The organism is Candidatus Pelagibacter sp. HIMB1521 (genome assembly GCF_052047875.1).
In the GTDB taxonomy this organism is placed as follows: domain Bacteria; phylum Pseudomonadota; class Alphaproteobacteria; order Pelagibacterales; family Pelagibacteraceae; genus Pelagibacter.
The window spans coordinates 55,030-72,459 of record NZ_JBNAIZ010000007.1; the positions used below are offsets into that span (position 1 = coordinate 55,030).

Consider the following 17,430-nt stretch of genomic DNA (forward strand, 5'->3'; position numbering starts at 1 on the left):
TTATGAGTAAAATTAAAACAACACATGTTGGAAGTTTACCGAGATCAAATGAATTATCCGACCTTTTATTTAAGAAAGATCAAAAAGAAAATATAGATTTAAATGAATTTGATAAAATTGTTCAAAGAGATGTAGATAATATTGTTAAAAAACAAATAGAAGTAGGAATTGACTATATTAGTGACGGTGAAATGTCTAAGATTAGCTATGCAACTTATGTTAAAGATAGAATTGATGGCTTTTCAGGAGAGAGTGAAAGAAAAGCACCAAAAGATTTAGATGACTTTCCATCTTTTAAAGAAAGAATTGCAAGAACAGGTGGCACTCCTACTTACACAAGACCTTGTTGTACAAGTGAATTAAAAATTAAAGATAAAACTTCCCTAACAAAAGATATAAATAATTTTAAACAAGCTTTAGAAAAAAATAATCATAAAGATGCGTTCATGAATGCTGCTTCTCCAGGAGTTATTTCAGCTTTCTTACCCAATAAATTTTATAAAGATGATGATGAATATTTAGAAAATTTATCTAACCTGATGAAAGATGAATATGAAGAAATTACATCAAGTGGATTAAAACTTCAGTTAGATTGTCCAGATTTAGCTCTTGCAAGACACATGACTTTTAAAGATTTATCAGAAGAAGAATTTTTAAGAAGAGCAGAAAAACAAATAGAATGTTTAAATAACGCTATTAGCAATATAGATAGCTCCAAGATAAGAATGCATATTTGCTGGGGAAATTATGAAGGACCCCATTTACATGACATTGCGCTAGAAAAAATTATGCCTATAGCTTTAAAGGCTAATATACAAACTTATTTAATTGAGTCGTCAAATCCAAGACATTCTCATGAGTGGCAAATTTTTGAAAATTTAAAAATCCCAAACGACAAAATAATTGCTCCTGGAGTAATCGACTCAACCACAAACTTTGTCGAACATCCCGAGGTTGTAAAAAATAGACTTGTAACTTATTCAAAAGTTGTTGAGAAAGATCAACTGGTTGCTGGAACAGATTGTGGTTTTAGTACCTTTGCTGGCTTTGGAAATGTTGATGAAAATATTGTTTATAAGAAGCTAGAGTCTTTGGTGCATGGCGCAGAACTTGCGTCAAAAGTGATTTAATTACCTCTTTAATTTAAACTTCTTAATAGATATAGTTTTTGAACTTAAATTATAATTTAACAACAAATATAAAGAGAGAAAACATATGAGAAAAATACTAGTTACTTTATTGTTTTTACTTTTTGGAACTTCTGCAAATGCAGATTGTAACATTAAAAGTGGTTCAATAAATATTTTGGCTAATGATTTTCCTGCATTAAGAACTTTCGTTGAAACTTCTAAACAATGTAAAGGAAGTGCAGATTTTAAAGTGACTCATTCATCTGAGCACAATAAAATCGCAGTGCCAGCTCTTACTGCAAATCCATCTGAATTTTCAGCTAGAATTGCAGCAAACAGTTCAATCGTTCCTTTAATGAACCAAGACTTAATAAGACCTTTGGATGATCTTGTTAAAAAATATGGAAAAGGAATTCAAGACTCTCAATTGATCACAATTGATGGAAAAGTAATGGCTGTAGCATTTATGGCTAATACTCAACACTTATACTATAGAGAGGATGTTTTAAAAGATCTTGGTATAGCTATTCCGAAAACATATGAAGAGGTAGTTGCTGCTTCTGAAAAAATTAGAGCTTCAGGAAAAATGCAATATCCATATGCTGCTGCTTACAAAGCAGGTTGGAACTTAGCAGAAGAGTTTGTGAACATGTACATTGGTCATGGTGGTGAATTCTTTAAGTCTGGAAGTGCAGAACCAAATGTAAATAACGCAAAAGGTGTTGCTACTTTAAACATGCTTAAAAAATTATCTGAATTAAGTAACCCAGATTATTTAACACATGATAGTGAAGCTATCAAAGTTGAATGGGAAGCTGGAAATGTTGCATTAATGACATTGTGGGCTTCTAGATCAGGTACACTTTTAGATGATGAAGGTGATGCTAATATTACTAAAGCTACAAAACTAACAGGTCCAGCTACTGTTGCTGGTGGAAATATCCCTGCTGCAACTTTATGGTGGGATGGTTTCACACTTGCAAAAAATAGACCTGATGCTGATGCTGAAGCGACATTTAGAGCTTTAGCGCATGCTGCATCGAACAAGAAAATGGTTGCTGATGCTGCTGACCAAGCTGTTTGGTTAGTAGAAGGATTTGTTCCAGGACCAAAATCTATTGGTGTAATTGAAGCTGTAAAAATGGGTGCAAAACCATATCCAATGTTACCACAAATGGGTTTAATGCATGGCGCATTAGGAAGTGAGATTGTTGAGTTTTTACAAGGTAAAGAGTCAGCTGAACAAGCATTGAAAGATGTTGAAGCTGCTTACACTAGTAAAGCTAAAGAACAAGGCTTTCTATAAAATCTAATCTTTAAGTGGGGACTTGGTCCCCACTTAACAAAAATTTTCAATGCCTAATAAAACATTTTTTTGGTTTTTTTTACCAACAGGATTAGCAATGGTCCTATTTATTGGGCTTCCTATCATTTCTACTGGAATTCAATCTTTTTATGCTCAACATGATCAAGTAGTTAAAGAGGTTAAAAAATGTGATCCATTTGGCTGTACTGTTTCAATTGTAGTCGACAATGAAGCAACTACTAAAATAAGAGAGGCAAAACCTCTTGGAAAATTTAATGGTTTTGGGACGTATATAGATAGAAATCATTTAGCAACAGAAGAAATAAAAAAATTTTGGAATGAAACAGAAACTTTTGGTGAATTTGTTGACCAAGTAACTAATCTACCATTTTACAAAGCACTAATATTTACATTAACTTATTGCATATTTGTAACTCCAAATGTCTTGTTGTTAGGTTTTATTATAGCTTTGAGTTTAAACGCAATCTCAAGAAAAATTAGAGGTCCTTTAATTTTTGGTACTATTTTACCAATGATTGTAACTCCACTAGTTGGGTCTTTGGTATTATTCTGGATGATAGACTCTCAAGGAATAATTGGAGCTAATATTCAAAATTTAATGAATGATCCATATTTGTCTTTGAAATCGTCTAAAACTCTCACGTGGATAACAATTATTATATATGGAATTTGGCATCACTCCCCTTTTGCATTTGTAGTTTTTTATGCTGCGCTTCAAACAGTTCCTCAGGAACCTATTGAAGCTGCAATTATTGATGGTGCTTCAAGATTTCAAAGAATTAAACATATTGTACTACCTCATATCTACCCGGTAGTAACATTTGTTGCATTAATATCATTGATGGACAATTTTAGAGTTTTTGAGCCAATTATAGGTTTTAGTGCTGAAGGTAGTGCGCAATCTCTTTCATGGTTAATTTACGATAACTTAGTAAATGAAGAGGTTATTTTATTTGGTTCAGCTGCAGCGACATCAATGATGACAATCATCGGAATAGCTATTTTGCTTGCCCCTGTATTAGTTAGAACATGGAAAGAATTTAAAACTGCGAGATAAATATGGATTACGGTTTAGATAAAAAATCAAATACTTTAAAAACATTTAATACCATATTTATTATTTCTTGGTTATTAGTTGCATGCTTTCCATTCATCTGGACTTTTTGGGGATCATTTAAAGTAAGAGCAGATTTTTTCTCAAGGTCAGACTGGTGGTATGCTGTTTCAGCTTTTAATACCTTGATTGAAACTGGAGAAAAATTTACAACAAATGCTTATCATGAAGCTTGGTTTGAGGGTGAATTTTGGAAAGCGTCCAAAAATACGATTATTGTTACTGTGTTTGTTGTTAGTATTTCATTGTTTTTGGGAACTCTGGGAGCGTACGCTCTTTCAAGATCAACTGAGAAATACGCATTTTGGATTTTAATGGCAGCTTTAATCTTTAGAGCTATGCCACATATAACTCTAGTCTCGGGTTATCTATTTCCATTTTTTGAATTACAAATATGGGGAATACTGCCAACAACTATTGTTGTTTTAGTTGCTATTAATCAACCATTTACTTTATGGTTACTCTATTCATTCTTTAAAACAATTCCAAAAGAGCTTGATGAAAGTGCGTTGATTGATGGATGTTCATATTTTCAAGCATTCAGGCATATTATAATGCCAGTGATGTGGCCTGGAGTTATTACCGCTGGACTATTTAGTTTAATGCTTGCTTATAATGATTTCACGGTAACAGCTTTACTACTTAATCAAGAAAATCATACAATGGTTCCAAAGATACAAAGTTATTTAGGAACTAACCAACATGAGGGTAATCTAATGTGGGCAGTTTCAGCGGTAGTTTCTGCAACGGCACCATTATTTATGTTAGTCATGTTCTTCCAGAGACAAGTTATCAGTGGTTTAACTACTGGAGCTGTAAAAGGTTGAAGAAAAATTACAAAGCCTTGTTATTCGGTTCTATTGGAACTCTCGTTGAAACATCAGAAATTCAGAGAAAATCCTTTAATGAAGCATTTAAAAAAAAAGGATTGGATTGGTATTGGACTAAAAAAGAATATATCAAACTTCTAAACAAATCAGGTGGTAGAGATAGAATAACAGAATATGCAAGAACAAAAGGTATTAAAGTTAATGCTAAGCAATTAAGAGATTTAAAAACTAAACTATTCAATAATTATTTAAAAAAAAATCATTTAAAATTAAGACCTGGTGTTAAAAATATAATTAATGTTTGTAATAAAGAAAAAATTAAACTAGTTTTTGTAACTTCTACCTCAAAAAATAATATTAATTCTATTCTTTTCTCATTAAGAAAATCAATTAGTCCAAAAAACTTCAATTTTATTGGAAATTCAAAATTAGTTAAAAATTTAAAACCAAATCCAGACATATACCTTCTTGCATTAAAAAAGCTTAAATTAAAACCTAACCAATGTTTAGCTATTGAAGATTCTCAAGAAAGTTTAAATTCAGCAGTTAAAGCAAAAATTAAATGCATAATTTTTCCAGGAAAGTTTCACTTAAATAAAAAGTTTAAGAACGCTTTTAAAAAATTAGAGAAATTAAATAAAAATATTATTCTGAAATAAAATCATTTACCAGATTATTAAATCTATCTGGTTCTTCTAAGTGAACATTGTGACTGCAATTTTTAAATATTTCTAGACGACTATTTTTAATATTTTTATTTAACGTGTCGACCTGTTCAAAATTGTAAGAGATATCTTTATCACCCCATATAATTAAGGTGTCATTTTTAATGTTTTTCAAATTATCAATACCTCTCCAATTTTTCATTGCGAGTAAAGCGTTATCAGCAGTTTCTAATGAAACATTTTTAACTGCATTAGCACATAAAAAATAATTTTTATCTTTATCCCCTTTTACAAACCATTTAGGTGGAACTCTTGAAAATGATACTTCAGCACCCTCTTTCTTAAGTTTCTCTCTTGTTTCGTCCATAGTTTCAAATCTACCGGGGATATCTCCAATAGATCCTGTTGCAAAACAGATTAATTTATTAACTCTATCACCAATTAATTTTGTTATTTCTTGAACAATCATTCCACCCATTGAATGTCCAATTAAATTAAATTTTTCGATTTTTTTTTCATCTAGTATTTCAATTATTTTTTTTGCCATCGCATTAATAGAATTTAATGATTGCACATTATGACTTTCACCAAAACCAGGAAGTGCAGGAGCAATAACTCTAAAATTTTTTGAAAAGTAATCTTTTTGAAAGCACCACATCTCTGAGGAGCCTAAATATCCATGTACTAAAACAAATGGAAAACCTTCACCTTTATCATCTACAAAAATATTACTCATAAAAGCTTAATTATCATTTCCTTTAAAATAAACAAAACTAAAAAACTCATAAAAGCTATGATGAATATATTTATTACCTGCCATATTTTTTTGTCATTAGCATACTTGGAAAGATAATTTGATAAATATCCCAAAATAAAGAAAAACAAAAATGAAGCAAAAGATGCACCTATCGCAAATGAAAGTTTTTGATTTAATAAGTAGTTCTTAGAAAAATTTCCAAGAATAAAAACTGTATCAGAGTAAACATGTGGATTTAAATATGTGAACCCTAATGTTTTTAAGAAAATATTTAACTTTGATACCGCAATAACATTACTTTGAAAATTAACTTCTTTGTAATGAGTTTTAATTTTTGAATAAATAAAATGAATTAAAAAAACCACTAAAAGAAGGTTAAAAATAAATTCAACTATTGAATTAAAAAATTGATTAAAAAAATGAAATAAAAAAATTCCAAAAAAAATTAATATTAAATCAGAAACTGAGCAAATAAAACAAACTAGAAATACATGCTGTTTTTTTAAACCTTGTTCAATTACAAAAATGTTTTGAGCACCAATTGCTAAAATTAAACTTAGGCCAGTAAAAAAACCTAACAGTGCGTATTCCATTGATTTTTCTTAAACTCGTTTTCTACCCTGAACAACTCTATCAAGAATAAGAGCTACAAATAATATTGCTACACCTGCTAAAATACCTTGTCCTACGTTTGCGTATTGAAGCGCTTCTAATACATCTTGACCTAAACCTTTGGCACCGATTAATGATGCAACAACTACCATTGCTAAACTTAACATAACTGTTTGGTTAACACCTGCTAATATAGATGGAGTTGCTAATGGTAAATCTACTTTTCTAAGCAAGTACCATTTAGATGCGCCATAAGCGATTGCGGCTTCCCTAATTGTTTCAGGCACTCCTCTTAAACCAAGAACTGTTAGCCTAACTACAGGTGTTCCACCAAATATCATTGTAATTATAACTGCTGCAACTTTTCCAGTTCCAAAAAATGCTATAACAGGAATCATGAAAACGAAAGCAGGCATTGTTTGCATGAAATCCATAATTGGTCTGATCATTGAATAAAATCTTTGTCTCCTTGCACAAAAAATTCCAAGAGGAATGCCAATTACAATACTTAACACTGCCGCTGTTCCTAAAAGAGCTAATGTTGTCATTGCTTTAACCCAGAAACCTAAAAATCCCATGTAACATAAAAATCCTGCTGAATATATTGCAGCTCTAGGTCCTGCCGCTAATCCCGTTAAGGTTACAATGGTTGTAATAATTACTATCCAGGGAGTTTTTACAAAAAGTAACTCTAAGAAATCTAGTACTGATCTAATACCTATGGTAATTGCTGTAAATAACGCATCTCCTTTCAATACTGCATAATCAAAGATTGTTTCTACCCATTTTATTGATGTTAACCTGATATCTGGATGAGTTGGAAAATCATCCATTAATGAAATTACACCAGGAAAACTATAATGCACTACAGAAAAAAACATAATAACTGCAGCAAACATCGCGCTTGATACAAAATTCTTAACTTGCATTCCAGGTCTTAGGGTTTTGTCTGATAACCATTCTGAATATCTTTTTTCTAATATCGAGTTAGCTAGTATTCCTTGAACAATTTTAATGGCAATTAACAATCCAATACCAAAAATCGTAATCCAAATAGCTGATGCTTCAATTCTTGCTACTTCATCTATATAGCCTTGCATTGCATCTTCTAGTGATTTGATATTTCTTTTATAAACATCAACTTTATCTGGATTATTTGTAATGGCTGCTTCTAACTGCTTATTTCTAAAAGCTATTGTTGATTCAACTTGTTTGATTTTTTCTACAGCTTCTTTGGTAATATTACCAAACAAACCTCTTATTATTTGAACTACAGAAAAAGTCTCTATTATTAGGAAAGCCAAAGCCCAATTCCAAATATTTCTCATTCCAAACCATATTGGTCCTAAAATTCCAGCATACAAATTGAATGAAAATGAAAAAGAAGGTTTGCTACCAATTTTTTGAAATTCTTTAATATAATATTCAGGATTAGATTTTACAAAATCTGTAATTAGTTCTGATCTGGTTGGATTATGAATTTGTTTATTCTCCATCTCCACCTTCTATAACCGCTTTTAAAAGATCTGATTGTGTTAACACACCAATATTATTTTGATTACTATCTTTAACTACCAATGGTCCTTCGCTAGATTTTGATAACTCAATGAGCTTGCTTAATAATTCATTCTCTCCAACACTGTTGCTGTTTTCATTTAATTTTCCATTAGCACTCTCGTAACTCTCAATGGATTGCATAATTGTTTTTGCTTGAACAACTTTTAGTCTTGAAATTCCTTTTACAAAGTCAGCAACATATTCATCTGCAGGACTTACAACTATTTCTTCAGGTGTACCTATTTGGATTACTTTTCCATCTCTCATAATTGCAATTCTGTGCCCTACTCTTACTGCTTCATCTAAATCATGAGTAATAAATACTGTGGTTTTTTTCATTTGTTTTGAGAGTTTGATGAATTCAGCTTGAAGCTGTCTTCTAATCAGTGGATCTAATGCGCTAAAAGGTTCGTCCATCAAAAGAAATTCAGGATCAGCTGCTAGTGCTCTTGCAAGACCTACCCTTTGTTGCATTCCTCCAGATAGTTCGTGAGCAAACTTATTACCCCAACCTTGTAGTTCTACAATTTCTAAAATTTTATTTGCAGCGTCTAATCTATCATTTTTACTTACACCTCTTATCTCAAGCGGCATTGCAATGTTATCAACAACAGATCTATGAGGCATGAGTGCAAAGTTTTGGAAAACCATCCCTATTTTTTTATTTCTTAATTCTTGAAGGTTTTCTCTATCTAAGGCCATTACATCATGACCATTAATTAAAATTTTGCCTGATGTTGGTTCTAAAAGTCTATTAATATGCCTTACTAATGTAGATTTTCCACTTCCAGAAAGCCCCATAACACAGAATATTTCACCTTGTTTAACATCAAATGAAACATCTGAAACTCCAATAACTGAGTTGTAATTTTCTAAGGCTTCTGTTTTTGAAATTTTTTTATTTTGGATTGCATCTAATGCTTCTTTAGAAGTATTGCCAAATACTTTCCAAACATTTTGAATTTGTATTGCTGAACTCGATGAATCCATTTTTGTCTTTTATTATAGGAAAATATACTCGGCAATCTTAAATTGCCGAGTATAGATTTTGATTTAGATTATAGTCCTAACCAACCGTCTACAGTTGATTTATTTGCTTCCATCCAAGCTCTTGCTACATCAGCTGGATCTTTTTTCTCAACTGAAACTGCATAAGCCATTGCAGAAACATCATCAGCTGTTAATTGAAAATTCTTAAAGAATTCTACAATTGCTGGTGATTGACTCTCTAAAGAAGTAGCCCAACCGATTTGAATTTGCTTAAGAGCATCTTTTGATGCAACATAAGATTTCTTGTACCAGTCAGCATCTGCTTTAGGTTGAATCATTTTATATTTCGCAGGATCATATTTTGGTTCTGTTAACATTACTACGTCAGCCATTCCCCAAATTGCATGAGGTTTGTAACAATAGAATGCATAACCTTCACCTTTTTTGATTGAGTCTAGTACTCTTGCATTTTTAACTGCTTCAGCAGCTCTAACTGCTTCGATACCAGCATCATATAAACCATAGTCTCTTAATTTAACTTGGTTAACATTAGCAGAAGCCCAACCATCAGCACCAATCCAAAACTCACCTTTACCATTTCCATCACTGTCCATTGCTTTAACAACTTCTGGTCTAGCTAAGTCTTCAATTGCTGTAATATTCATTTTTTTAGCAAACTGTTGAGAAACACAGTAACCTTGGTTTCCTTCATATGGTTTGCTGCTTAATTTTAAAGTTCCTTTTGGAACTAAATCATTAGTGTAAGCTTCTTGGTTTGGTAACCAAATATCAGGGTGAACATCGATTTCACCTTTTCCTCTGTCAATTGCTGCATAAATTGCAGTATTGTTCCCAGGAACTAATTCTGCTTCACCACCCATTTTGTCTATAACTACTGCAGCAAGTAAATTTGCAATTGCAGTTGCACCTGTCCAACCTGGATCTCCAATTTTAACTTTTTCTGCGTTTGCAGAGAAAATTGATAAAATTGAAATTAATCCAGCTACAAGTGTAGATTTGATTATTTTCATTATCTCTCCTTAATTATTTATAAATAAAGTCTAACGCGAATTGAGAGAAGGTGTCAAAGAAAATAAGTATCTAAAAATTAGATGTATTTTTACTATTCTGGGTTAGATGTAAGAGTTTTAATCTCTAGTATATTTTCGTTAGGGTCTTTTACGAAGAATGTTTCTTGTTCATACTTAGTGCCTTTAAATCTTAAGTATGGTTCGTCATAATATTTAGTGCCACTATCTTTTAATCTTTGTTTAAGTGCATCAAAATCTTTTCTAGATAAGTGTACACCAAAATGGGGTACAGACACATTTCCCATGTCCACATCATGTCTTTCATTATCTAATTTATGATCACTTTTATGAAGTGTTAATTCATTACCCCAAAAGTCAACATCAGCCCACTCTTGTGCAGAATTATCCAATCTACATCCTAAAGTTTCGCTGTAAAATTTTTTTGCGACCTCTAGATCACCACAAGGTATAGCTAAATGAAAACAATTAGTGTTTTTGTACATAATTAATCTTTAATAACAGAATATAATGACTATATAAGCCACTTATTAAAATTTCAAGTGAGCATAAAATACAATGAATGATTATTTACAATCGATAATTGATAGAGATCCTGCAGCAAAATCAAAGCTTAGTTTGATTTTAACCTATCCAGGTGTCAAAGCAGTATTCTTTCATAGAATAGCAAACTTTTTTAGTACTGCTAAATTTTATCTTGTTGCAAGAATCATTTCTCAATTTTCAAGATTCTTAACTGGAATTGAAATTCATCCTAATGCAAAAATTGGAAAAAATTTATTTATAGATCATGGTATGGGAGTTGTGATTGGTGAAACTTCAGATATTGGTGATAATGTTACTATCTACCATATGGTTACATTAGGTGGAATTGCACCAAGTATAAATTCAAATGATCAAAGAAACATGAAGAGACATCCAACAATTAAAGATGAAGTGGTTATTGGATCGGGAGCACAAGTACTAGGTCCGGTAACTGTTGGACGATGTGCAAAAATTGGAGCAAACGCTGTAATTACAAAAGATGTTCCTGAAAATGCAGTGATGGTTGGAATTCCCGCTAAGAATGTTGGAATAGCTGACAGTGAATTTAAACCTTACGGAATTACCCCTGATAGTGATAAAAAATCAGAAAATGAATAATACGCAAAACGATTTTATTTCTGGGATTGGAAATACTCCTCTCATTAAACTTAGAGCTGCATCAGAGATTACTGGTTGTAATATTTATGGTAAGGCAGAATTTTTAAATCCAGGTGGATCAGTAAAAGATAGAGCTGCACTTGCACTAATTAAAGACGCACAAGAAAAAAAATTAATTTCCAAAGGAGGAACTGTTGTTGAAGGTACAGCTGGTAACACTGGAATAGGTTTGGGTCTTTTAGGAAATTCTTTAGGTTACAAGACAATTATTGTAATGAACGACAATCAAACTCAGGAAAAAAAAGATTTACTTAGAAACCTTGGTGCTGAGTTAAGATTAGTTGAACCAAAGCCTTATAAAGATGACAATAACTTTGTAAAGGTTGCTGCAAGACTTGCAGATGAATTAAGACCTTCAAATAACAATGGAGTTATTTGGGCTAATCAATTTGATAATACTGCAAATGCAAAAGGTCATTACGAGGGAACAGGTCAAGAGATCTGGGAACAGACAGATGGTAAGGTAGATGGTTTTGTGTGTTCATCTGGAACTGGGGGCACCATTTCGGGTGTAAGTAATGCATTAAAAGAAAAAAATAAAGATATCAAAATTTATCTTTCAGATCCTAAAGGTTCTGCTCTTTATAATTATATAAAGAATGGAGAATTAAAATCTGAAGGAGGATCTATAACAGAAGGAATTGGCTCAAGTAGAGTTACAGCAAACTTTGGTGAAGCCAAAATTGATGACGCCTACTCGATTGATGACCATGAAGCTCTACCTATTCTTTATGATTTAATTCAAAATGAAGGTCTAAGTTTAGGAACTAGTTGTGGAATAAATATTGCTGGAGCTATTAGAATGGGAAAAGAATTAGGACCTGGTAAAACCATCGTTACAATCCTTTGTGACAGAAGCGATAAATATGCAACTAAAATGTTCAATAAAAAATTCTTAGAAGAAAAAGGTCTACCAATACCTAGTTGGTTTTAGATATAAATCTTATCTGCTAATCCGTAACAAAGTATTGCACTTAACAAAGTTAGAATACCTGGTGCAATAATTCCTTCATTAGATGTTTGTGGTGTGTGACCGAGCTTATTGATTTTAATATTATATATACCAACAATAAAAGCTGAAAGGTTTTGTAAAAACACTAAATTAAAAAATGCCCATGTTCCTTGAAGACCATCAGGTCTAATAAAGCCAACCCATATTGCCATCGCAACAGCACCTATAAACAAAGAACCAAAAAATCTGGTCATTCCAGCACCAGTATCATCAATACCGAACTTATCTAAAAATTTCTTTGTAGCGAAAACGGTTTGATATGCATAAACAGCAAAAACAATAAAATGTACTAAAAATACAATTAAATAAAAAATTCCATTAAATTTTTCGATCATATTAAAACCCTATCAAATTTTATCATCAGATAAAACAACATAATCAGCAATTTTTGTGCTCCTTAATTGCATAACTGACGCGCGTTATAAACACGAGAGACTTTGTCATGAATATGTAACAATCTTCGATTACTTATAATTAATAATTAAAAAGAAAGATAAAATGAAAAAAATAATAATAGTTTTGATGCTTAGTTTATTTACTACAATTGCTAACGCTGACGGCCATGCAAAAGCGAATGCGTTTGCTATTACTTTGAAAGTTCCAGCTAGTGATGTTGCTAAAGTTGAAGAAATGTTGAAAACGCACCATAAATGGATGAAAGAAACTCATCCAATGACTGGTGAAAAAAAATTAAATTCATATTCAGTTATCAAAGGACCTGAATGGAATAATCCTGCAGATCCTTCACAAGGTATGACTGGAAATATGTATTTTATTTTAACTGAGTATTATGAAAATCCTGCTGGTTTTCAAAATCATCAAGAGCTTGGAAGCAAATGGCCAATGATACAAGAATTTCAACAAATGCTATTCAGTTACGTTGTGGGATACACTTTTCCTGGAACAACTGTTGTTACGATAAAATAAAAAAAAGAAAATTATGAAAAAAATAATATTAACATTAATTAGTATTCTATTTTTGACTTCTTCGTATGCAGGTATGAGTGAAGACGACAAAAAGAAGACAATTGAGTGTGCAGGAATTTATTATGCAAATAGTATGATTCCACAAGCAGAACTTGAATTGGAAAAAATTACACATTCTTTTGCTGCTAAGAAATTTTTAAGCTCTTACTTGGTTAAAGATGGTGTAAATGAAGACAATCTTAATAAAGAATTAATTAAGGTTGTTGATGAACGTTATGGAAAACCATACGAGGAAAATACCACAAAGGAATGTGATAGTTTTGTTTATAAATTAATCCCTAATTCAAAAGAGGAAATAGATAAATTGGTAAAATCAGGGATTTACTAAACAAAAAATTTAGAAACGAAAATATATGAAAAAAATAATAGTGATTTTATTCAGTGTATTATTTCTGACCTCTGCATATGCGGATATGTCTGATAGTGATAAAAATAGAGCTTGGGAATGCAGTGGTATTTATATGGCTAACTATTTCTTGCCAATTGGTGAAACATTTGAATATAGTATGAAAGAAAAATCTATGGCATCAGTTAAAGTTTTAAAAGCTTATGCTTTAGAAGTTGGAGTCCCTGAAAAGCAATGGGATGAAGGAGTAAACAAAGCTGTTGATAAGTTTTATGGATCTAAATTTGACGAGGCTAAAACTAATGCCTGTCATGAATTTGTAAACTCAACAGTACCTAATGGAGAAGATAGAGTTAAGAAAGTAGTTCAAACTTTATATTAATATTAAAAAAGGAGAAAAATGAAAGATATATTAGTGGTAGGAAAACTAAAAGAAGGAGCCTTTGAAAAATTTATGGGCTTTATGCAATCAGATGAGGGTATGGCTGAAAGAAAAAAAGTAGCTGATGTTACTAAAACAATAGCTAGTGTTTCACCTGATAAATCAACAGTAATGTTTAAAATTGTAGTTCATGATATGGCAGCACTTCATTCATTTATGGATGGGTCAAACCCAGTTTCAAAACCTGTATTTGATGAAGTAATGGATGGTTATGAAATTTACGAGTTAGCTAAAGTATAAAAAGAACAGAGACTCCACATGTTGGATTATCTCTGCTAGACTTTAATTATTAAATTAAGCAACAGGAGAAAAAATGTCTAAATTTTATATTATAGGAAAGATCAGTCGTGATCTTGCATTAAGAATGCAGAGCGATCCCAATGCAGATAGAGGAGCAGCAATCAAAGCTATTTGTGATACTGTTGGAGTAAAGTTTCATAGTTATGAGTGGGTTCGAGGAAGATTTGATGTAATCAATGTTATTGAAGGAGATTACGAAAGTGTTCTTGGAATGAAAGTTGCGATTATGAATGCAGGTTTAATGGAAGATATTATGATTCATGAAGTATTTGATTATAATAAAACTTTTAACAAAGCTGCAGATGCTGGAAAAAACTTTAAAAAACCTGGCGAATAAAAGAAAGGAATAAATGTCTATCTTAGAAAAATATAGTGCCGCATTAAAAAATAAAGACGAAGCAGCGATGAATCAGCTTTTGCATGATGATTTTAAATTTACAATGCATAAATCAGGAAATGTTTTAACAAAAGTTGATGTTATCAAATGGGCAATGAGTGGTGATATCAATCAAGATAAAGTTAGAATTGTTTACGAGAATGATGAAGTTGGAATTCATCATGCTTTTGTTACATTTAACGATGGAAATGTTGAGGCTGTAATGGCAGTTTATAAATATGACAATGGAAAAATTGTTAGTTTAGAAACTGGCGCTACTCCAATGCCTAAATAATTATATATATTTAGCGGGATTTCATTTAATATTATTAAATGAGTCTCGCTACTTCATACTTGTTCCTAGGTATTGCTGTATTCCTAGGAGTTACTTCAAATAGTTTTGCTAAAAGTGCTGAAGGATTTACTCTTCTCTTTCCAAGTATAATTACTGCAATTACAATTGTTCTGTGCATGTATGCCCTTTCCTTAGTGATGAAGAATATACCAATGGGTATCACTTACGCTTCATTTGCAGGATTAACAATCATTGCAACAGTTATAGTAGGCGTAATTAAATATAATCAAGTTCCAAATCTTTACTCCATGATCGGATTAGCATTTATTATCATTGGAGTTTTAATGGTTAATTTGTTAGGAAGTAAATAATATGAAGCCTCTTATAGGATATTTGTTTTTAGCTAACGGTATAATTTTTGGAATAGCTTCAAACAGTTTTGCTAAAATCTCTGAAGGTTTTACAAAGCTAACTCCTTCAATTTTATGTATTTTGTTTATGTGTATTACAATGTTTTCAATTGCAAAAGCTATGCATGCAATACCTGTAGGATTTGCTTATTCAATTTATAGTGGTTTGACAGTAACAGGAGTTGTTCTTTTTGCTGTATTAAAATTTAATCAAGTTCCTAATATTTATGGGATAATTGGAATTGCTTTGATTATTATTGGCGTTGTAATGGTTAATTACTTGGGTCGATTAAATTGATATTTTTTTAAAATGTCTGGAAGTTGATAACTTCCATCTTCATTTAAAGATAGTTCATATTCATTAACAACAGTAGTTATATCTAATGGAGAATATAAATGTGGGTACATATCACCATTTGATGCTTGTTCCCAAAGTAAGTGCTCAAGTTTAAAAGCATTTACTCTCAATAAAACTAGGTTTTCTTTATTTGGAAAATGTTTTTTTAAGGTTTCCTCGACCTGATCTTCTTCTGAGAAATGAATATATCCATCTTTAATATCTTTTTCAGATCCACCATAAGTTCCTGATTGCTTAGCTTTTTGCCATTCTTCTTTATCTATGACTTTAAAAATAAATTCTAAATTCATTTTACCAGGAAGAGTTCGGTCCTTTTAAAAATTCTAGTTCTTCTTCAGTAGACTCTCTTCCTAAAATTTCATTTCTATGAGGATATCTATGAAATTGTCTAATAGTTTTGGTGTGGTCTTGCCAAAATTTTTTAATCTTATTGTATCCTTCATGTTCCCTTAAATATTTATTTAATAAGTAATAAGCCATTTCATGATCACTAATTTCTTCACTATGAATTAAAGGTAAAAGCATAAAAAGTCTTTGATCAACATTCATAGCTTCTAAATATCCAGAATACACTGCATCATTTACTATCAATCTAGTTTTTTGATCTTGAGCAAATGCTTTTTTATTATCTCTAAATATATTTCTTGAAAATTGATCAAACAAAATTACTAAAGCTAAACAGCTCATGGGATTATCCTGCCAATCATCATATTCATTTTGACAAGCAAGCTCATAATCATTTAAAAATTTTTCTTTTATCTTTTGATCAAATTTATCATCCTTCTTAAATCTCATTTCAAAAGGAGTTTCTTTAAACCAGAAATCTAAAATTGATTGCGCTCGTTCTGGTATCATTCAGCTAAAGGCTTTAATAATTTTAATATTTGTTTATGATTTGCTTTATTATTTGAGACAATAATATTTCCTCCTACTACAGGATTTCTATTCCCCCACGTAGTTACTATGGCTCCACTTGCTCTCACTATTGGCATTATTGGATGAATGTCCCAAATTTTGTTTGCACACTGTGCAACCATTTCCAATCTACCTTCAGCTAGTTGACAATATGTTAAAGCATCAAAACATGGAAATTGCATTCTTTTAATAAATTTTTGAATTTTGGATTGTTGTTTTAAGGTTAGTTGATTATGAAAAGCTGCAGCTAATTTCGAATTTGCAAAATTTAATTTAGAATTAACTTTTAGTTTTCTTTTTTTATTATTTTCAAAAACGTATGCGGTGTTTTTATTTACATTTAAGTAATATTTTTTCATTTTAGGAAAATTTGCTAATCCTAGAATTGGCTCTCCATTGTAATTTAATGAAATCAAATTACTCCAACTAGGATTACCAACAACATATGATCTAGTTCCATCAATTGGATCTATTACCCATGAAAATTCACTTTTGGTATTTTTGTGACCATACTCCTCACCTATAATTTGATGATCTGGAAATCTTTTAGAAATTTTAGACCTTATAAACTTTTCAAAAGTTTTGTCAGATGTAGTTACTGGATCGTAACCTTTACCTTTCATCTTATTGGTTATCTTGAATGGCTTATCCAACTTAGCATAATAAAATTTTGTTAGATCTTTTGCTAACTGGTTTAAAAAACTTGAAAATACTGGATATTTTTTTGTATCAAAATTATTCACAAAGAACTCATA

25 protein-coding genes are annotated in these 17,430 nt (G+C 31.2%); 15 read left to right on the plus strand and 10 right to left on the minus strand.

What is annotated here, in order from left to right:
- Positions 1–2 precede the first annotated feature (2 nt).
- The 5 genes from ACTTA5_RS03815 (at position 3) to ACTTA5_RS03835 (ending at position 5,060) form a co-directional block, all read left to right on the plus strand.
- Positions 3–1,130 carry a cobalamin-independent methionine synthase II family protein gene (locus ACTTA5_RS03815; protein WP_440648063.1) on the plus strand — a complete coding sequence of 376 codons (1,128 nt, stop codon included), beginning with the start codon at positions 3–5 and terminating at the stop codon, positions 1,128–1,130.
- An 85-nt stretch (positions 1,131–1,215) separates the two neighbouring features.
- Positions 1,216–2,436 (plus strand): ABC transporter substrate-binding protein, encoded by a 1,221-nt coding sequence (locus ACTTA5_RS03820; protein WP_440648065.1) that lies wholly within the window; start codon positions 1,216–1,218, stop codon positions 2,434–2,436.
- Positions 2,437–2,485: 49 nt separating this feature from the next.
- Positions 2,486–3,514: a carbohydrate ABC transporter permease gene (locus ACTTA5_RS03825; RefSeq protein ID WP_440648067.1), complete on the plus strand. Its 1,029-nt coding sequence runs from the start codon at positions 2,486–2,488 to the stop codon at positions 3,512–3,514.
- A gap of 2 nt (positions 3,515–3,516) precedes the next feature.
- Positions 3,517–4,398 (plus strand): carbohydrate ABC transporter permease, encoded by an 882-nt coding sequence (locus ACTTA5_RS03830; RefSeq protein ID WP_075505887.1) that lies wholly within the window; start codon positions 3,517–3,519, stop codon positions 4,396–4,398.
- The gene (locus ACTTA5_RS03835) at positions 4,395–5,060 is read left to right on the plus strand and encodes an HAD-IA family hydrolase (RefSeq protein WP_440648069.1); all 666 of its coding nucleotides are present in this window, start codon (positions 4,395–4,397) and stop codon (positions 5,058–5,060) included. Before ACTTA5_RS03830 ends, ACTTA5_RS03835 begins: the two co-directional genes overlap by 4 nt.
- Here ACTTA5_RS03835 and ACTTA5_RS03840 read toward each other — a convergent pair.
- The 6 genes from ACTTA5_RS03840 to ACTTA5_RS03865 all read right to left on the minus strand — a co-directional run bounded on the left by ACTTA5_RS03840 (position 5,047) and on the right by ACTTA5_RS03865 (position 10,516).
- Positions 5,047–5,802 (minus strand): alpha/beta fold hydrolase, encoded by a 756-nt coding sequence (locus ACTTA5_RS03840; protein WP_440648071.1) that lies wholly within the window; start codon positions 5,800–5,802, stop codon positions 5,047–5,049. The genes ACTTA5_RS03835 and ACTTA5_RS03840 overlap by 14 nt on opposite strands.
- Positions 5,799–6,416 (minus strand): LysE/ArgO family amino acid transporter, encoded by a 618-nt coding sequence (locus tag ACTTA5_RS03845; RefSeq protein ID WP_440648073.1) that lies wholly within the window; start codon positions 6,414–6,416, stop codon positions 5,799–5,801. Before ACTTA5_RS03845 ends, ACTTA5_RS03840 begins: the two co-directional genes overlap by 4 nt.
- Before the next feature lie 9 nt (positions 6,417–6,425).
- Positions 6,426–7,931, minus strand: coding sequence for an ABC transporter permease (locus ACTTA5_RS03850; protein WP_440648075.1), 1,506 nt, complete (start codon positions 7,929–7,931; stop codon positions 6,426–6,428).
- Positions 7,921–8,982, minus strand: a complete 1,062-nt coding sequence (locus tag ACTTA5_RS03855; protein ID WP_440648077.1) for a quaternary amine ABC transporter ATP-binding protein — start codon at positions 8,980–8,982, stop codon at positions 7,921–7,923. The genes ACTTA5_RS03850 and ACTTA5_RS03855 overlap by 11 nt, the downstream gene beginning before the upstream one ends.
- 68 nt (positions 8,983–9,050) lie before the next feature.
- Positions 9,051–10,013, minus strand: a complete 963-nt coding sequence (locus tag ACTTA5_RS03860; protein ID WP_262590496.1) for an ABC transporter substrate-binding protein — start codon at positions 10,011–10,013, stop codon at positions 9,051–9,053.
- A gap of 92 nt (positions 10,014–10,105) precedes the next feature.
- Positions 10,106–10,516 carry a VOC family protein gene (locus ACTTA5_RS03865; protein ID WP_145595791.1) on the minus strand — a complete coding sequence of 137 codons (411 nt, stop codon included), beginning with the start codon at positions 10,514–10,516 and terminating at the stop codon, positions 10,106–10,108.
- Positions 10,517–10,589: 73 nt separating this feature from the next.
- On the opposite strand from ACTTA5_RS03865, the gene epsC reads away from it, so the two are divergent.
- Positions 10,590–11,174, plus strand: coding sequence for a serine O-acetyltransferase EpsC (gene epsC / locus ACTTA5_RS03870; protein WP_262590495.1), 585 nt, complete (start codon positions 10,590–10,592; stop codon positions 11,172–11,174).
- Complete coding sequence (locus ACTTA5_RS03875; RefSeq protein ID WP_440614186.1) at positions 11,167–12,168, plus strand: cysteine synthase A; 1,002 nt, start codon at positions 11,167–11,169, stop codon at positions 12,166–12,168. Before epsC ends, ACTTA5_RS03875 begins: the two co-directional genes overlap by 8 nt.
- On the opposite strand, the gene ACTTA5_RS03880 is transcribed toward ACTTA5_RS03875, so the two are convergent.
- Positions 12,165–12,581 (minus strand): hypothetical protein, encoded by a 417-nt coding sequence (locus ACTTA5_RS03880; RefSeq protein ID WP_440614185.1) that lies wholly within the window; start codon positions 12,579–12,581, stop codon positions 12,165–12,167. The two genes, ACTTA5_RS03875 and ACTTA5_RS03880, sit on opposite strands and share 4 nt — an antisense overlap.
- 163 nt (positions 12,582–12,744) lie before the next feature.
- Between ACTTA5_RS03880 and ACTTA5_RS03885 the strand changes: the two genes are divergently transcribed.
- The 8 genes from ACTTA5_RS03885 to ACTTA5_RS03920 all read left to right on the plus strand — a co-directional run bounded on the left by ACTTA5_RS03885 (position 12,745) and on the right by ACTTA5_RS03920 (position 15,700).
- Entirely contained in the window at positions 12,745–13,173 is a 429-nt protein-coding gene (locus ACTTA5_RS03885) for a hypothetical protein (RefSeq protein ID WP_051384226.1), read from the plus strand.
- A 73-nt stretch (positions 13,174–13,246) separates the two neighbouring features.
- A complete protein-coding gene (locus ACTTA5_RS03890) occupies positions 13,247–13,561 on the plus strand; it encodes a hypothetical protein (protein ID WP_440618243.1) in 315 nt (104 codons plus the stop codon).
- 85 nt (positions 13,562–13,646) lie between these two features.
- Complete coding sequence (locus ACTTA5_RS03895) at positions 13,647–13,961, plus strand: hypothetical protein (RefSeq protein WP_440648080.1); 315 nt, start codon at positions 13,647–13,649, stop codon at positions 13,959–13,961.
- Between the two features lie 18 nt (positions 13,962–13,979).
- Entirely contained in the window at positions 13,980–14,261 is a 282-nt protein-coding gene (locus ACTTA5_RS03900; RefSeq protein WP_440648082.1) for a hypothetical protein, read from the plus strand.
- A 73-nt stretch (positions 14,262–14,334) separates the two neighbouring features.
- Positions 14,335–14,658, plus strand: coding sequence for a GYD domain-containing protein (locus ACTTA5_RS03905; protein WP_075505873.1), 324 nt, complete (start codon positions 14,335–14,337; stop codon positions 14,656–14,658).
- A gap of 13 nt (positions 14,659–14,671) precedes the next feature.
- Positions 14,672–14,992: a nuclear transport factor 2 family protein gene (locus ACTTA5_RS03910; protein ID WP_440648084.1), complete on the plus strand. Its 321-nt coding sequence runs from the start codon at positions 14,672–14,674 to the stop codon at positions 14,990–14,992.
- A gap of 38 nt (positions 14,993–15,030) precedes the next feature.
- Positions 15,031–15,363, plus strand: coding sequence for a DMT family transporter (locus ACTTA5_RS03915; RefSeq protein ID WP_262590487.1), 333 nt, complete (start codon positions 15,031–15,033; stop codon positions 15,361–15,363).
- Position 15,364: 1 nt separating this feature from the next.
- On the plus strand, positions 15,365–15,700 hold the full coding sequence (locus ACTTA5_RS03920) for a DMT family transporter (RefSeq protein ID WP_440648086.1): 336 nt from the start codon (positions 15,365–15,367) through the stop codon (positions 15,698–15,700).
- Here ACTTA5_RS03920 and ACTTA5_RS03925 read toward each other — a convergent pair.
- The 3 genes from ACTTA5_RS03925 to ACTTA5_RS03935 are packed head-to-tail and all read right to left on the minus strand — an operon-like array spanning position 15,679 to position 17,418.
- Positions 15,679–16,050, minus strand: a complete 372-nt coding sequence (locus tag ACTTA5_RS03925) for a DUF952 domain-containing protein (RefSeq protein WP_440648088.1) — start codon at positions 16,048–16,050, stop codon at positions 15,679–15,681. The two genes, ACTTA5_RS03920 and ACTTA5_RS03925, sit on opposite strands and share 22 nt — an antisense overlap.
- 1 nt (position 16,051) lies before the next feature.
- The gene (locus ACTTA5_RS03930; RefSeq protein WP_440648090.1) at positions 16,052–16,615 is read right to left on the minus strand and encodes a DUF924 family protein; all 564 of its coding nucleotides are present in this window, start codon (positions 16,613–16,615) and stop codon (positions 16,052–16,054) included.
- A complete protein-coding gene (locus tag ACTTA5_RS03935) occupies positions 16,612–17,418 on the minus strand; it encodes an inositol monophosphatase family protein (RefSeq protein WP_440648092.1) in 807 nt (268 codons plus the stop codon). Before ACTTA5_RS03935 ends, ACTTA5_RS03930 begins: the two co-directional genes overlap by 4 nt.
- Positions 17,419–17,430 lie beyond the last annotated feature (12 nt).

Excerpts from the sequence above, each read along its gene's own strand:
- ACTTA5_RS03930 (WP_440648090.1), bottom strand. The coding sequence starts at position 16,615 with ATGATACCAGAACGAGCGCAATCAATTTTAGATTTCTGGTTTAAAGAA.
- ACTTA5_RS03830 (WP_075505887.1), top strand. The coding sequence starts at position 3,517 with ATGGATTACGGTTTAGATAAAAAATCAAATACTTTAAAAACATTTAAT.
- ACTTA5_RS03855 (WP_440648077.1), bottom strand. The coding sequence starts at position 8,982 with ATGGATTCATCGAGTTCAGCAATACAAATTCAAAATGTTTGGAAAGTA.
- ACTTA5_RS03865 (WP_145595791.1), bottom strand. The coding sequence starts at position 10,516 with ATGTACAAAAACACTAATTGTTTTCATTTAGCTATACCTTGTGGTGAT.
- ACTTA5_RS03885 (WP_051384226.1), top strand. The coding sequence starts at position 12,745 with ATGAAAAAAATAATAATAGTTTTGATGCTTAGTTTATTTACTACAATT.
- ACTTA5_RS03880 (WP_440614185.1), bottom strand. The coding sequence starts at position 12,581 with ATGATCGAAAAATTTAATGGAATTTTTTATTTAATTGTATTTTTAGTA.
- ACTTA5_RS03915 (WP_262590487.1), top strand. The coding sequence starts at position 15,031 with ATGAGTCTCGCTACTTCATACTTGTTCCTAGGTATTGCTGTATTCCTA.
- ACTTA5_RS03815 (WP_440648063.1), top strand. The coding sequence starts at position 3 with ATGAGTAAAATTAAAACAACACATGTTGGAAGTTTACCGAGATCAAAT.
- epsC (WP_262590495.1), top strand. The coding sequence starts at position 10,590 with ATGAATGATTATTTACAATCGATAATTGATAGAGATCCTGCAGCAAAA.
- ACTTA5_RS03925 (WP_440648088.1), bottom strand. The coding sequence starts at position 16,050 with ATGAATTTAGAATTTATTTTTAAAGTCATAGATAAAGAAGAATGGCAA.
- ACTTA5_RS03825 (WP_440648067.1), top strand. The coding sequence starts at position 2,486 with ATGCCTAATAAAACATTTTTTTGGTTTTTTTTACCAACAGGATTAGCA.
- ACTTA5_RS03860 (WP_262590496.1), bottom strand. The coding sequence starts at position 10,013 with ATGAAAATAATCAAATCTACACTTGTAGCTGGATTAATTTCAATTTTA.
- ACTTA5_RS03820 (WP_440648065.1), top strand. The coding sequence starts at position 1,216 with ATGAGAAAAATACTAGTTACTTTATTGTTTTTACTTTTTGGAACTTCT.
- ACTTA5_RS03845 (WP_440648073.1), bottom strand. The coding sequence starts at position 6,416 with ATGGAATACGCACTGTTAGGTTTTTTTACTGGCCTAAGTTTAATTTTA.
- ACTTA5_RS03920 (WP_440648086.1), top strand. The coding sequence starts at position 15,365 with ATGAAGCCTCTTATAGGATATTTGTTTTTAGCTAACGGTATAATTTTT.
- ACTTA5_RS03900 (WP_440648082.1), top strand. The coding sequence starts at position 13,980 with ATGAAAGATATATTAGTGGTAGGAAAACTAAAAGAAGGAGCCTTTGAA.
- ACTTA5_RS03850 (WP_440648075.1), bottom strand. The coding sequence starts at position 7,931 with ATGGAGAATAAACAAATTCATAATCCAACCAGATCAGAACTAATTACA.
- ACTTA5_RS03895 (WP_440648080.1), top strand. The coding sequence starts at position 13,647 with ATGTCTGATAGTGATAAAAATAGAGCTTGGGAATGCAGTGGTATTTAT.
- ACTTA5_RS03890 (WP_440618243.1), top strand. The coding sequence starts at position 13,247 with ATGAGTGAAGACGACAAAAAGAAGACAATTGAGTGTGCAGGAATTTAT.
- ACTTA5_RS03840 (WP_440648071.1), bottom strand. The coding sequence starts at position 5,802 with ATGAGTAATATTTTTGTAGATGATAAAGGTGAAGGTTTTCCATTTGTT.
- ACTTA5_RS03905 (WP_075505873.1), top strand. The coding sequence starts at position 14,335 with ATGTCTAAATTTTATATTATAGGAAAGATCAGTCGTGATCTTGCATTA.
- ACTTA5_RS03910 (WP_440648084.1), top strand. The coding sequence starts at position 14,672 with ATGTCTATCTTAGAAAAATATAGTGCCGCATTAAAAAATAAAGACGAA.
- ACTTA5_RS03875 (WP_440614186.1), top strand. The coding sequence starts at position 11,167 with ATGAATAATACGCAAAACGATTTTATTTCTGGGATTGGAAATACTCCT.